General features: G+C 65.6%; 13 protein-coding genes. 6 read left to right on the top strand and 7 right to left on the bottom strand.

The window, feature by feature from the left end; translation table 11 throughout:
- Nucleotides 1-106: 106 nt before the first annotated feature.
- Nucleotides 107-277, top strand: a complete 171-nt coding sequence (locus AC1RRP_RS17400) for a hypothetical protein (protein ID WP_493038398.1) — start codon at nucleotides 107-109, stop codon at nucleotides 275-277.
- 105 nt (nucleotides 278-382) lie between these two features.
- The gene (locus tag AC1RRP_RS17395; protein WP_493038586.1) at nucleotides 383-1,909 is read left to right on the top strand and encodes an ABC transporter permease/substrate-binding protein; all 1,527 of its coding nucleotides are present in this window, start codon (nucleotides 383-385) and stop codon (nucleotides 1,907-1,909) included.
- Nucleotides 1,910-1,973: 64 nt separating this feature from the next.
- Here the strand turns inward: AC1RRP_RS17395 and AC1RRP_RS17390 are convergent, their stop codons facing one another.
- The 4 genes from AC1RRP_RS17390 to AC1RRP_RS17375 all read right to left on the bottom strand — a co-directional run bounded on the left by AC1RRP_RS17390 (nucleotide 1,974) and on the right by AC1RRP_RS17375 (nucleotide 4,956).
- The gene (locus AC1RRP_RS17390; RefSeq protein WP_493038397.1) at nucleotides 1,974-2,951 is read right to left on the bottom strand and encodes an MBL fold metallo-hydrolase; all 978 of its coding nucleotides are present in this window, start codon (nucleotides 2,949-2,951) and stop codon (nucleotides 1,974-1,976) included.
- Nucleotides 2,952-3,135: 184 nt separating this feature from the next.
- Nucleotides 3,136-3,342, bottom strand: a complete 207-nt coding sequence (locus AC1RRP_RS17385; protein WP_493038395.1) for a hypothetical protein — start codon at nucleotides 3,340-3,342, stop codon at nucleotides 3,136-3,138.
- A 214-nt stretch (nucleotides 3,343-3,556) separates the two neighbouring features.
- Nucleotides 3,557-4,432, bottom strand: a complete 876-nt coding sequence (locus AC1RRP_RS17380) for a bile acid:sodium symporter family protein (protein ID WP_493038393.1) — start codon at nucleotides 4,430-4,432, stop codon at nucleotides 3,557-3,559.
- Nucleotides 4,429-4,956, bottom strand: a complete 528-nt coding sequence (locus AC1RRP_RS17375; protein WP_493038391.1) for an Mpo1 family 2-hydroxy fatty acid dioxygenase — start codon at nucleotides 4,954-4,956, stop codon at nucleotides 4,429-4,431. Before AC1RRP_RS17375 ends, AC1RRP_RS17380 begins: the two co-directional genes overlap by 4 nt.
- 104 nt (nucleotides 4,957-5,060) lie before the next feature.
- Here AC1RRP_RS17375 and AC1RRP_RS17370 point away from each other — a divergent pair, with 104 nt between their 5' ends.
- A complete protein-coding gene (locus AC1RRP_RS17370; protein ID WP_493038389.1) occupies nucleotides 5,061-5,765 on the top strand; it encodes a Crp/Fnr family transcriptional regulator in 705 nt (234 codons plus the stop codon).
- 77 nt (nucleotides 5,766-5,842) lie between these two features.
- Nucleotides 5,843-6,355, top strand: a complete 513-nt coding sequence (locus AC1RRP_RS17365; RefSeq protein WP_493038387.1) for a hypothetical protein — start codon at nucleotides 5,843-5,845, stop codon at nucleotides 6,353-6,355.
- A gap of 112 nt (nucleotides 6,356-6,467) precedes the next feature.
- Here AC1RRP_RS17365 and AC1RRP_RS17360 read toward each other — a convergent pair whose 3' ends face one another.
- The 3 genes from AC1RRP_RS17360 to AC1RRP_RS17350 form a co-directional block, all read right to left on the bottom strand.
- Nucleotides 6,468-7,352 carry a hypothetical protein gene (locus AC1RRP_RS17360; RefSeq protein WP_493038385.1) on the bottom strand — a complete coding sequence of 295 codons (885 nt, stop codon included), beginning with the start codon at nucleotides 7,350-7,352 and terminating at the stop codon, nucleotides 6,468-6,470.
- Between the two features lie 191 nt (nucleotides 7,353-7,543).
- Nucleotides 7,544-8,731 carry an aminotransferase-like domain-containing protein gene (locus tag AC1RRP_RS17355; RefSeq protein ID WP_493038383.1) on the bottom strand — a complete coding sequence of 396 codons (1,188 nt, stop codon included), beginning with the start codon at nucleotides 8,729-8,731 and terminating at the stop codon, nucleotides 7,544-7,546.
- Nucleotides 8,732-8,799: 68 nt separating this feature from the next.
- Nucleotides 8,800-10,554 (bottom strand): alkaline phosphatase family protein, encoded by a 1,755-nt coding sequence (locus tag AC1RRP_RS17350; RefSeq protein WP_493038381.1) that lies wholly within the window; start codon nucleotides 10,552-10,554, stop codon nucleotides 8,800-8,802.
- Between the two features lie 168 nt (nucleotides 10,555-10,722).
- On the opposite strand from AC1RRP_RS17350, the gene AC1RRP_RS17345 reads away from it, so the two are divergent.
- Nucleotides 10,723-11,529, top strand: coding sequence for an HDOD domain-containing protein (locus AC1RRP_RS17345; RefSeq protein WP_493038379.1), 807 nt, complete (start codon nucleotides 10,723-10,725; stop codon nucleotides 11,527-11,529).
- A gap of 16 nt (nucleotides 11,530-11,545) precedes the next feature.
- Nucleotides 11,546-12,184 carry an endonuclease III gene (gene nth, locus AC1RRP_RS17340; protein WP_493038377.1) on the top strand — a complete coding sequence of 213 codons (639 nt, stop codon included), beginning with the start codon at nucleotides 11,546-11,548 and terminating at the stop codon, nucleotides 12,182-12,184.
- Nucleotides 12,185-12,188: the final 4 nt, after the last annotated feature.

Genomic DNA, 12,188 nt, shown 5'->3' with positions numbered 1-12,188 from the left:
CGGCTTTTCGTGAGGGTGACGGTGTGGGTTTGATCATAGGCTGCCGGAGCCCGCAGGCCAGATGGGCTAACATTACGGTTTTATCGTTCGTCAGAAGGAGCCCCAGATGGGCAATAAGATCGTTACCGAAGCAGACCGCAAGGCCACTCCCCGTCCGACACCGCTCAATGGCGTGACCCTGCCCACCGGCGGCCGCGGCCAGAAGGTCAGCCTGGAGCGTGGTGTTTCCACCCGCAGCAAGAAGAACCCGGGCAAGCGTCCCTCGAAGGGCGGCTGATCCCGCGCTGGCTTGGGCCGGCGTCAGCCCCGAACAAAGGCCCTCATCGAGGGCCTTTTGTTTTGCCCGGGTGACAATGCACCGGTGTCCCACCCCGCCCGCCGCATGACCCTCCTGCAAGCCCTCACCGCCGGCCTGCTGGGGCTGGCCCTGGTCCTGCCCGCCGGGGGCGCAACCCTCACGGTCGGCTCCAAGCGTTTCACCGAGGCCTACATCCTGGCCGAGATCGTCAGCCAGACGGCCCGGGCGACCGGCGAAGCCGAGGTGACGCACCGGCAGGGCCTGGGCAACACGGCCATCCTGCTCAGCGCCCTGCAGGCCGGCAGCATCGACCTCTACCCTGAATACACCGGCACCATTGCGCGCGAAATCCTGCGGCTGGACCATGTGCCACCCCTGCCCGCGCTCAATGCGCGGCTCGCCAAGCTCGGCCTGCAAGCCTCGGTGCCGCTGGGTTTCAACAACAGCTACGCCCTGGTCATGCGCACCTCACAGGCCAGCGCGCTCAGAATCAGCCGCCTGTCCGACCTGAAAGACCATGCCGCGCTGCGCCTGGGCCTGTCGCAGGAATTCATAGGCCGGGCCGACGGCTGGCCGGGCCTGCAGTCGGCCTATGCGCTGCCGCAGGGCCGCCCGCGTGGCCTGGACCACGGCCTGGCCTATGAAGCCCTGGCCCAGGGCCAGGTCGACGCCATCGACATCTACACCACCGACGCCAAGATCGGCCCCTACCAGCTGCAGGTGCTGGTGGACGATGCGGCCTACTTCCCGCGTTACGACGCCGTGCTGCTGCACCGGGCCGGCCTGCCCGCGCGCCTGCCGCGCAGCTGGGCGGCCCTGGCCCGGCTGGAAGGCCGCATCGACGAAGCGGCCATGCGCCAGATGAACGCCGGCGCGGAGCTGCAGGGCCAGAGCTTCGAGCGCGTGGCGCAGGCCTTTCTGGCGGGCGAGCTGGCCGTGCCGGCCAAGACAGCTGACCAGCGCCCCGCGGCCCCGGGCTGGCTGGCCAAACTCTTCGCCCCCGATCTGCTGCGCCTGACGCTGGAACACCTGGCCCTGGTCTTCCTCTCGCTGGGCGCAAGCATCGTGGTGGGCATCCCGCTGGGCCTGCTGGCGGCGCGTCACGCACTGGCGCGAGCCCTCATCATCAACAGCACCAATGTGCTGCAGACCATCCCCTCGCTGGCCCTGCTCGCCATCCTCATCCCGCTCACGGGCAGCATCGGCCTGCTGCCGGCCTTCATCGCCCTCACCGTGTACGCCCTGCTGCCTATCGTGCGCAACACCCACGCCGGGCTCAGCCAGGTCCCCGTCGGCATGAAACAGGCGGCCTTGGCCCTGGGCCTGAGCCCGGGCGCCACCTTGCGCCTGATCGAACTGCCGCTGGCGCGCACCACCATCCTGGCGGGCATCAAGACCTCGGCCGTCATCAATGTCGGCACCGCCACCATCGCGGCCTTCATCGGCGCCGGCGGTTTCGGCGAACGCATCGTCACCGGCCTGGCCTTGAACGACAACGCCACCCTGCTGGCCGGCGCCATCCCCGTGGCGCTGCTGGCCCTGCTGATTGAAGCGGCCTTCACGCTGGCCGAGCGCGGCTTCTTCCCGGAAACCTGGCGCAGGAACCGCTAAACCAGCGTCGCCCCAACAACAAAGGCCCTCATCGAGGGCCTTGGTTGTTGATCGTGCAGACGTGTCAGCAGCCGGCCGTGCATTTACCGCTGCTGTCGAACTCCATCAGCTTGCCGCTGAGCGGAATGTGCACCGGCACCTTGCTGGCCTTCATGAAACGGTCGGTCTTGCTACCCGGCACCACCTGGCCGCCCTTGGTGGCGACCTCGTTCACGTGCGAGGCGATCACGGCCGCGGGCTGGACCAGGTCGTTGATCACGTAGGCCGCTTCCGCCGGGCCGGTGGAGAAACCATCGCCGATGTTCATCACGGCCAGGCGGGCCTTGTAATACCCGCGCACCACCTTGTCCTGCGCCGCCGTGATGCCCGTATCACCCGAGAGGTAGACCACCAGGCCGTTGCTGAAGGTCAGCACGTAGCCGGTGGCCTCGCCCACATAACCGGCAATGCCCGCGTCCTTCATGTGCTTGCCCAGGTCGCCGCCGATGTAGTCCGGGTCCAGGCCGTTGCTGTGCACGGCCGGCACCGTGGCGATCTTCACGCCGCCGAGGGTCACGCTGCCGCCGAAACGCGCCAGGATGGAATCGGCCGGGTTGCCGCCATTGGCCTTGAGCTTGCCAGCGAAGAAAGGCGGCATCTCGCTGCCCGTCACGATCTTGGCCTTCTTGGCCAGCGCGATGTTCACCGTGCTCGAATTCGGCAGCGCCGAGACCGACACGTCGGGTTTGTCACAGCTGCCCGAGTTGGGCGCCTTGTTGTGCGCATTGCCCACGTGGTCGCCGTGCATGTGGCTGACCAGGATGATGTCGATCCTGCCCAGGCGCGGGTCGGTGGCACCGGCCACCGTGCGGCCCACGTCGTAGAGGATGCGTGTGCCATTGGGGTCTTCGAAGATCATCGCGCGGTCCTGCGGGCACAACTCGCCGTCGTGGCCGCCCAGCGCTGTCACCTTCAGGTTCTGGGCCAGGGCTGGTTGCGCCAGCAGGCTGATGGCGGCCAGGCATCCTGCCGCGGCCATCCGGATCATCGGTTTCTTGCTCATGCGTCTGCTCCTCGTTTTTGGTTTGAAACTCACACCACAAGCCTGCACCCGGACCCGGCGATCGACGCCAATGCCTCCTGAGGCTCGTTGGGGGCCAGCAGGAAAGACCCGCGTCGCCCGCTTGCGTTGTACACCTTATGGCGCCGGCCTGCAGCGCGTCACGCGCAAGCCCCGGCCCGGCGCTTTATGGATGGGCAGACCTTTCCTGGAGCAGTTCGATCTGCAGCCGGACCTGATGCAGCAGTTCATTCACCTCGTGCGCCAGATCGTAGAGCTCGCCATGCGATTTGTTGGCCAGCCGTCGCCCGGTCTCCTGGGCGAGATGGATCAGTTCGGCCAGCTCGATGACAGCCTCTTGCCGGTCCTGTTCGTCCGCGTCGTTCGATCCCATAAGCAGGCCCTCCGCTGATGCGGTCCTCGCGCCGCGCCAGAGATGTCAAACCTGGGGCGCAAGTACGTTCTGCATCCTAGGCGCTTTGTCGTGTGTCTGCCAGCGCACATGCGATGGGGATGCCAACAAAAGGGGCACCTCCCGGGTGCCCCTTTTGTTCAGCGCCACGGGCGCCAGCCGCAAGGCCCGGGCCTCGCAACCCCCAGGCAGGGTTTCAGTACGCGCCGGCCCGCTGCGGCCCCCGGCGCAACACCAGCATGCCGAACAGCGAGGCCGTGAGGTACATGCTGACCGAGTAGATCGCCGCCGGCAGCGCCAGCTGGAAATTGCCCAGCACCGACAGCGCCACGAAGATGGCCAGCGTGGAGTTGTGGATGCCGATCTCGAAACTCACCGCCGTGGCCATGGGCTTGTCCAGCCCGGCCCATCGCGAGAGGTAATAACCCGAGAGCAGGCTCAGCAGGTTGAAGGCCAGCACCACCGGCCCCAGGCTGCTGAAGGATTGCGTCAGCGCCGTCCACTCCTTGGCTATCGCAATGACGGCAAAGGCCGCCAGCACCAGGGCGCTGAAAGCCTTCATGGGCTGCTCCATGCGCGCGGCAAAAGCCGGGCGCCGGCGGCTCACCGCCATGCCGATCAGCACCGGCACCAGGATCACTCCCACCACCTCGAACACCTTGCCGAACTGCAGCGGCACCACCTGGCCCGTCTGCGCAAAGGTGGCGATGGCCCCGTTGGTGATGAGCGGCAGGCTCACGATGGACAGCACCGTGTTGATGGCCGTCAGCGAAATGTTCATCGCCACGTTGCCGCCGAACAGGTGGCTGAACAGATTGGCCGACACCCCGCCGGGTGAAGCCGCCAGCAGCATCAGCCCCACGGCATACACCGGCGCCACGCCCAGGCCCACGATGAGCCCCCAGGCCACGGCCGGCAGCAACAGCATCTGGATGGCCAGGGCCAGCAGCACGGCCTTGGGGTGCTGCCGCAGGCGCAGGAAATCGCCCACGCTGAGCGACAGGCCCAGGCCGAACATCACGAGCGCCAGGGCCCCGAGCAGCAGGGCCGGCAAGGCCGCGGTAAAGCTCATGCCGTGGCCACCCGGCGCGCGCCGTGCGCGCCCTCGCCCAGGCGACGCTCCATCTCGGCCTGCACGTCGGTGCGCAGGCGCAGGGCAAAGGCCACCTCGGCCGTCAGGAACAGCGGCCCCACCAGCAGGCCCACCAGGTCATCCACGAAAGCCGGCTTGCGGCCCTCCCAGTAGTGGCCCAGGAACTGGATGGCCCAGCCCACCACGAACAGGCCGATGCCCCAGCCCAGCCATTGCGCCGTCTCCTGCGCGGCAAACCACTGGCTGGCCCACAGGCTCAAGGCCAGCTGCAGCGCCATGGCCAGGCCAAAACGCAGGTCCAGCCGCAGGTAGAACAGTGAAGACAAGACCGAGACCAGCAGCGCCGGCGTGAGCGGCAGACCGCCCACGTCCCAGCCCGGGCGCGAAAGCAGGATGGTCACGGCCAGCACGATCAGGGGGATACCCAGGAAATGCGTGGCCACGTTGCGCGGGTCCTGGTGGTAGGCCGCGTACTGCGTGAGGTGATCGGTCAGGGTTTTCATCAACGACGTCTCTTTCTAATGATTGACAGGCGTCAATGATCTGCCTACCCTCGCCCTCAGTCTGTCAGGTACCCGACACAAGCCACGCTCCCCGTACAAACCCCATGAACGAGCCGCAACACTACCTGCCCGTGCTGAACGCCGGCCGCTGGTATGCCCGCCTGCCACCCGAATTCGCCCAGGCCCTGCTGCGCCTGGCCAAGGTGCGCCAGCTGCAGGCCGGCGAGGTGCTCTTCCTGCGCGACAGCCCGCCCTGCGGGCTGTATGCCGTGGTGGCGGGGTCGATCCGCATCTCGGGCCAGGTCGGCAAGGAGGACGACACGCGCGAAGCCCTGCTGGTGGTGCTGCCACCGGCGCAGTGGTTCGGCGAAATCACCGTCTTCGACGGCGCCACCCGCACCCACCACGCCCACGCCGCCGAGCCCACCACGCTGCTGCAGGTGCCCCAGGCCGATCTGCTGGCCTGGCTGCACGCCCACCCCCAGCACTGGCGCGACCTGGCCGTGCTCATGGCCGACAAGCTGCGCCTGGCGTTTCAAACGATGGAGGAGCAGACCGTGCTCAGCGCCCCGCTGCGCCTGGCAAGGCGCCTCGTGGCCATGGCCGAGGGTTACGGGGTGCAGAGTGGCCAGGGCGGCACGCGGCGCATGCTGGCCGTGACCCAGCAGGAACTGGCGCTGATGATCGGCATCTCACGGCAGACGACGAACGAGATCCTCAAGGGGATGGAGGCGCGGGGGATATTGCGGGTGCAGCGGGGGGGGATGGAGATACTGGATCTACAGGAACTCAGGGCACTGTCAAGGTAGAACGACGTCCGTTTGCGACCCATACCAGACCCCTGGCCCAGTGAAGCGGGTCGTTCAAACGTCACAATGACATTGATATGAAGATCATTCTCAACAGCGACGAATTCAAAGCGTGGCACGAAGTCGGCCACGCTACTGTTTGCTTGCATCTAAGTGGCGATATAAGAGGAATCGAGTTTCTTGAAAGGGATGCGCGAGGCTTCGCAGTTACTCGCGGTTGCCTCGTTACGCCCGACACAGAGCGAAGTGTTGCGTGCGGCGGCTTCGCTGCTGAGTACTATTTGTTGCAGGCTGGTTTTATCGAGGGGGTCGACTTAAATGACCGTGATGTCGTCGCAGCAGTTAGCACCCAGGTTTTTAGCAACGCCTGGGACGACCATCAGAAATTTATCGGTCGCACAGTAACTGAAGACAATGATTTCACGAAGGAAGAACAAGAAGAATTCATGAACTACGCGATAAGGCATGTAGTCCCGATTCTCGATATGTATTTTTCAGAAATGAAGCTCGTTGTGAGTGAGCTTCTCGCCGCGAGGAAAATCGACGGCGCGAGAGTGAGAGCGCTACTGCGACCGGGCCTTCCCCGTTAGACTGACGCTAGAAATTTCAGCGCATGACCTGAATTAGTCGTGGTCATTTATGCCCAATAGGGCGCTGGCCAGCCGCTGCGAGGAGTCGCGAAACAGGAAAGCAGACGCTTAACTAGGCCCAGGGGAGCGCAGACAGCGCCGTGTCTTTTCCGATCCGCGCCTCGATCTCCGTAAGGGTAGACCGAGCAAGCTGCAGCCCAGTATTTATATCAACATCTCGGAGATAGGTAGCAGTTTGACCTAGGATCCAGGCCGTAAAGTCTTTAGCCTCCGCCAGCATCGCGCGGCGAATAGACTCGCCCAGATTGTCTTTCGTCGGATCAATTACCTCACCCTGCTTGGCGGGGAATCCGAGTAGCTTGAGTTTTCCCGCGTCGCTCGTCGTGAGTAGGCCGTGATTATGAGATAGGGTATGTCGGACTTGGAAGATCGCTTGAAGCGCGCGCACGACCTTTCGCATAGAAGGATCTGGGTTGTTCTTCTTGTACCGCCTCGCTTGTACAAGTGACTCGGTTGCTTGGTCGATGCTGTCTAAATCGTGGTACAGCTTGCTCTCGAAAATTAGATCCGAAGCAGATGAAGCGTTTTGAGCGGTCCAAAGAATCCGTGCGTCAATTGTGCCTTTGACTCTGTCCGCCGGTACGTACGGCCCAATGGCAGCCCCCAAGTGCACGAGCGTGCGCTTGAAAAAGACTTCGAACGAATTAATGGACTCAAGAAGTAGAAGATGCTCCGCATACCATTTGTACTTATGGTAAGTCGCATCCTTGGGGCCCCAACTTTTGCCGGCTTTGACATTTGCCTGCTGAAGTTCCTCGTGACGCGTTTGAATCCATCTGATGTAGTTAGTCTGATGTCGAAGCAATGCGGAGAAAGATTCCAAGGCACTTTGCTCAGAACCCGCGGCTAAGTGTTTGATGTCAGCATTTGGCGAAGACTGAATTGAACTCCGCTGCTCGAATGGAGCGATGTTTTTTGCGCCTTTAGTACGCGACATAGCAACTTCCTTCCGCTCAGAGAATACCCAAATTGATGGAACAGTCTAGCGAGGCAGGCGCTCTGTGCCTTTCCCCCAGATGAGCAATCGTGAGTCTGCTCCTGCCCCTCCGCAGCTAAGACCAGATGAGAGGCGAAAGGGGTGCCTAACGCACCCCTTTCGTCAAATGTCTTAGATCATTCACCTCGGAATCAAATAGCCTTCCCCAACCTCTCCACCCCCTCGCGGATCTTGTCCTCCCCCACCGTCGCAAAACTTAGGCGCAGTGAGGACAGATCGGGGTTGGTGGCAAAAAACGGCGCACCCGGCACAAAGGCCACGCCCTTGTCGATGGCGCGTTTGGCCAGTTCACCCGCGTCCTTGAGCTTGCCGCCCGCCCCCGTGAGCCGGGCCCAGAAAAACAGGCCGCCGCCGGGCTGGGTGAATTCGATGGCGTCGCCCAGTTCCTTCTTCAGGCATACACCCATGGTGCGGGCGCGGCCGGCGTAGACCTCGCGCACGCGCGCCAGGGTGGCAGGCATGCGGCCGGCCTTGAGGTATTGCGCAGCCGTGGCCTGGGCGAAGGTGCTGGTATGCGCGTCGCTGAACTGCTTGCACATCGTTGCTTTCGCCAGCAACTCGGACGGGGCGATCATCCAGCCCACGCGCAGGCCGGGGCTCAGCACCTTGCTCAAGGAGCCGCAGTGCACCAGCCAGTCGCGGCTGCCGGGCACCTGGGCCGTGAGGGCCAGCAGGCTGGGCGGTGGGGCCTCGCCGAAATACAGATCACCATAAGGATCGTCTTCGATCACCACGGTCTGCGTCTTCACGGCCAGCGCCAGGATGCGCTCGCGGCGCTCCAGGCTCAGGGTGGCGCCGCTGGGGTTGCCGAAGGTGGGAATGAGGTAGACGAAGCGCGGCTGGTGCTCGGCGATCAGCTGTTCGAGTTGGTCCACCTGCACACCCTGCGCGTCGATGGGCGCGCCGATGACGTTGGCGCCGTAGAGGCGGAAGCACTGGATGGTGGCGAGGAAGGTGGGCGCCTCGACGATGACCTTGTCACCGGGGTTGATCAGGGTCTTGCCGATCAGGTCCAGCGCCTGTTGGCTGCCGGTGGTGACGATGAGGCCGTCCGCGGCGACCTGCACGCCCTTGCTGCCCATGAAGGCGGCGAGCTGTTCGCGCAGGGGGTTGTAGCCTTCGGTGGCGCCGTACTGCAGGGCGGCGCCGGGTTCTTCGCTGAGCGCTTTCTGCGAGGCTTCGCGGATGCCGTCCACGTCGAACATGGCGCTGTCGGGGAAACCGCCGGCAAAGGAGATGATGCCGGGCTTGCCCAGCAGCTTGAAGAGTTCGCGGATGGCGGAGGTTTCGACGTGGTTGAGGCGGTCGGCAAATTGCATGGAGTTCTCGGGGGAAAGAAACGACTCCCCCGATTCTCCGTCAAACCGCCCCACCCTCGCCGGGTGCCCTACTTCGTCGGCAGCGGCAGCGGCTTGCCTTCGGACGTGGCGGGCGGCGCCACGCCCAGCCAGTTGGCCACGGTCGGGGCGATGTCCACCACCTCCACGCGCTCGTCCACGCGGCCGGGTTTCACCCAGCGCGGGCCCCAGGCCAGGATGGGCACGTTGGTGTCGTACGGGTACGGCGAGCCGTGCGTGGCGATGCTGCTGCTGGACTGGAACATCCAGTAGGGCTTGAGGACGTACTGCACGTCGCCCGACACGTCGACGTGCCAGGCCCGCTGCATGGCGCCGAAGAACGGGCCGTCGATACGGCTGCCGGCGGCCAGTTCGCGCCGGGTGTAGGCGGCGGCGATGCCGGGCTCTTCCAGCAGCAGGGCGCGCGCTTCCTCGGCCACTTCGTCCGGGTCCACGCGCTGCTGCGTGATGAGCTGTTTGTTGAGCAGCAGGGACGAGCCCGAGAAGCTCACCCACTTGCCGACGCCGAACGCCTCTTCCAGGCCGCTGTTGACCCGCGTGAGCAGCTGGCTGCCGACGATGCGGCCCGAGCGCAGGCCCTGCTGAGCGGTGAACTCGGGCGCGGGCATGAAACCGTGGTCGGCAGTGAGCGTGGCGATGTAGTTGTCGCGGCCCACGGTGGCGTCCAGGTGCTTGAAGAAATCCTGCAGCATGAGGTCGAGCTGCAGCAGGTGGTCGTGCGAGAAACGCGACTCGGCGCTGAAGCGGTGGTTGATGTAGTCGTGGCCCGAGAGGCTGATGCTCAGGATGTCGGGCACGTTGTCCTTGCCCAGGCCCTCGCCGGCGATGGCGGCACGCGCGAAGTCCAGGGTGAGCTGGTCGGCGTAGGGGCTGCGCAGCAGCTGGCTGTAATAAGCCGGGCCCGGGGCTTCGTCACTGGGCGCGCCCATCAGCATGGGCAGTGCGGCGGCCTTCTGGCCGTACCAGGCTTGGCGATCGGGCAGCGAACGGGCGTAGGCCTCGTCGGGCAGCAGGGCTTTCCATTCCTTCTTGAACCAGCGGTCGGCCGGCCTGGCGGCGTTGAAGGCCGTGACCCAGGCCGGGTGCTGCGGCATGTAGAAGGTGCTGCTGGCAAACAAGCCGGTCTGCGTCATGTACATGTAGGCGGTGCCGGTCTGGCCCGCGGGCAGGATGGCGCCGCGGTCCTTGCCCGAGATGCCGATGACCTTGGCGCGCGGATCGGCGCGCCGGAGCACGTCGCCCACCGTCTCCACTTTCAGGTTCTTGGGGCTGGTGCCGTCCAGCGGCTGGGTCTTGTGGCCGATATAGGTGGCGGTGGTGTCGCCGGTGCAGTACTCGGGCGCGCCGGTGATGGCGTCGCGCCATTCGTTGGCGATGATGCCGTGGCGGTGCGGGTAGGCGCCGCTGAGCACGGTGGCGTGGCCGGCACCGGTGACGGTGAAGGCGTGGCCGTAGTGGGCGTCGCTGAACCAGGCGCCGCGCTCCAGGAAACGCGCCAGCCCGTCCGGGGCCAGCTGGTCGCGGTAGGCCAGCATCTGGCGCTGCGGCAGGCCGTCCACCACCAGGAAGACCAGCAGACGCGGGCGGTTCGTGGACGCGAGCGGTGGCGCCACAGGCGCGGCGGCCGGCGCGACCGTAGCGGGAACGGGCGCGGGCGCAGACGCCGCGGGTGCCGCGACGACGGGCGGATCAGCGGGGGCAACGGTCTGGCAAGCGGCCAGCACGGCGACCAGCAGGCCGGCGAGGCACAGGCGCAGGACGCGCGAGAGGACACGTGGCTTCATGGTCGGGCGTGAGGGTGGGCAGCAGGGAGAAGGATCATCCCATGAAATTTGCGCCTTGCGCCAGGGGAGGCATGGACCTGATGGACAATGCTGTAACGGGAGATTTCCACCCTTGCCGCGCGCTTGCGTTACCGCCACACTGGCGGGACTGTCACACGAGGATGTTTCATGTCCGATCTTTCTGCTTTTTTCCAGTCCGTCAAGCTACCGGTGATGCCGGAAGTGGCGCACGCCCTGATCCGCACCCTGCACGACGAAGACGTGTCCATCACCCAGGTGCGTGACCTGGTGGCCAAGGACCCGGTGCTCACCGCCAAGCTGCTGCGCACGGCCAACAGCGCGGCCATGGGCATGCGCCGCGAGATCGGCACGCTGGACGCCGCCATCTCCATGGTGGGCCTGTCGCAGGTGCGCACGCTGGCGCTGACGGCCTGCATGAACGTGGCCTTCCCCGTGGTACCCGGCCTGGACCGCACCGAGTTCTGGCGCAACAGCATGGCCTGCGCCGGCTACGCGCAGTGGCTGGCCGGCGGCATCGGGCTGGACGCCCAGCAGGCCTGGCTGACGGGCATGATGCTGCGCCTGGGCGAGCTGCTGATCGTGCAGGCCAAACCCGACAGCCTGGCCGTGCTGGAGCGCCAGCCGCAGATCCCCGGCGACCGCTGGGCGCGCGAACAGCAGCTGCTGGGTTTCACCGAGGCCCAGGTCACGGCCGAACTGGCGCACCGCTGGCATTTCCCGGCCGACATCGTGCGCGGGCTCAACACCGCCTCGGCCCCGCTGGCCTCGCCGCCGCTCTCGCAGCTGGGCGGCGTGGTGCACCTGGCCAGCCGCCTGGCCGACATGGCCTTCAGCGACCCGGAGATCGTGGACGCGCTGCCGCAGGACGTGGTGTCCGCGCTGGACCTTAACCTGGACTGGATGCGCAGCAAGCTGCCGTCGCGCGACGGCTTCTTCGACATCTCCAGCCTCTGACATTGTTTCCCGCTGCATGACGCCCGCCGCCACACGCTCCTTCTTCGCCACGCTCCAGGCCGCCAACCCCCTCCCCGTCACCGAGCTCGAATACACCTCGGTCTTCGAACTGCTGGCCGCCGTGCTGCTGTCGGCCCAGGCCACCGACGTGGGCGTGAACAAGGCCACGCGCAGGCTCTTCCCGGTAGCCAACACCCCGCAAAAGATCCTGGACCTGGGGCTTGAAGGGCTGGAGAGCTACATCAAGACCATCGGCCTGTACCGCAGCAAGGCGAAACACCTGATGGAAACCTGCCGCATCCTGGTGGAACGCCACGGCGGCCAGGTGCCGCGCAGCCGCGAGGCGCTGGAGGCCCTGCCCGGCGTAGGCCGCAAGACCGCCAACGTGGTGCTGAATTCCGCCTTCGGCGAGCCGACCATGGCGGTCGACACGCACATCTTCCGCGTGGGCAACCGCACCGGCCTGGCGCCGGGCAAGAACCCCTACGAGGTGGAGATGCAGCTCCTGAGGCGAGTGCCGCCCGAGTACCTGGTGGACGCGCACCACTGGCTGATCCTGCACGGGCGTTATGTGTGCCAGGCACGCAAGCCGCAGTGCTGGCTGTGCAGCGTGTCGGCTTATTGCGACTTCAAGGACAAGACGCCTGCGCCTTGAGAGG

The sequence above is a fragment of the Hylemonella sp. GW821-FHT12C09 genome, from assembly GCF_058807395.1.
This window is presented reverse-complemented; position numbering and strand designations above follow the sequence as displayed.

What these genes read in the sequence shown, in the direction of transcription:
- AC1RRP_RS17395 (WP_493038586.1), top strand. Translation starts at nt 383, where the DNA reads ATGACCCTCCTGCAAGCCCTCACCGCCGGCCTGCTGGGGCTGGCCCTG.
- AC1RRP_RS17365 (WP_493038387.1), top strand. Translation starts at nt 5,843, where the DNA reads ATGAAGATCATTCTCAACAGCGACGAATTCAAAGCGTGGCACGAAGTC.
- AC1RRP_RS17370 (WP_493038389.1), top strand. Translation starts at nt 5,061, where the DNA reads ATGAACGAGCCGCAACACTACCTGCCCGTGCTGAACGCCGGCCGCTGG.
- AC1RRP_RS17355 (WP_493038383.1), bottom strand. Translation starts at nt 8,731, where the DNA reads ATGCAATTTGCCGACCGCCTCAACCACGTCGAAACCTCCGCCATCCGC.
- AC1RRP_RS17345 (WP_493038379.1), top strand. Translation starts at nt 10,723, where the DNA reads ATGTCCGATCTTTCTGCTTTTTTCCAGTCCGTCAAGCTACCGGTGATG.
- AC1RRP_RS17375 (WP_493038391.1), bottom strand. Translation starts at nt 4,956, where the DNA reads ATGAAAACCCTGACCGATCACCTCACGCAGTACGCGGCCTACCACCAG.
- AC1RRP_RS17385 (WP_493038395.1), bottom strand. Translation starts at nt 3,342, where the DNA reads ATGGGATCGAACGACGCGGACGAACAGGACCGGCAAGAGGCTGTCATC.
- AC1RRP_RS17400 (WP_493038398.1), top strand. Translation starts at nt 107, where the DNA reads ATGGGCAATAAGATCGTTACCGAAGCAGACCGCAAGGCCACTCCCCGT.
- AC1RRP_RS17360 (WP_493038385.1), bottom strand. Translation starts at nt 7,352, where the DNA reads ATGTCGCGTACTAAAGGCGCAAAAAACATCGCTCCATTCGAGCAGCGG.
- AC1RRP_RS17380 (WP_493038393.1), bottom strand. Translation starts at nt 4,432, where the DNA reads ATGAGCTTTACCGCGGCCTTGCCGGCCCTGCTGCTCGGGGCCCTGGCG.
- nth (WP_493038377.1), top strand. Translation starts at nt 11,546, where the DNA reads ATGACGCCCGCCGCCACACGCTCCTTCTTCGCCACGCTCCAGGCCGCC.
- AC1RRP_RS17390 (WP_493038397.1), bottom strand. Translation starts at nt 2,951, where the DNA reads ATGAGCAAGAAACCGATGATCCGGATGGCCGCGGCAGGATGCCTGGCC.
- AC1RRP_RS17350 (WP_493038381.1), bottom strand. Translation starts at nt 10,554, where the DNA reads ATGAAGCCACGTGTCCTCTCGCGCGTCCTGCGCCTGTGCCTCGCCGGC.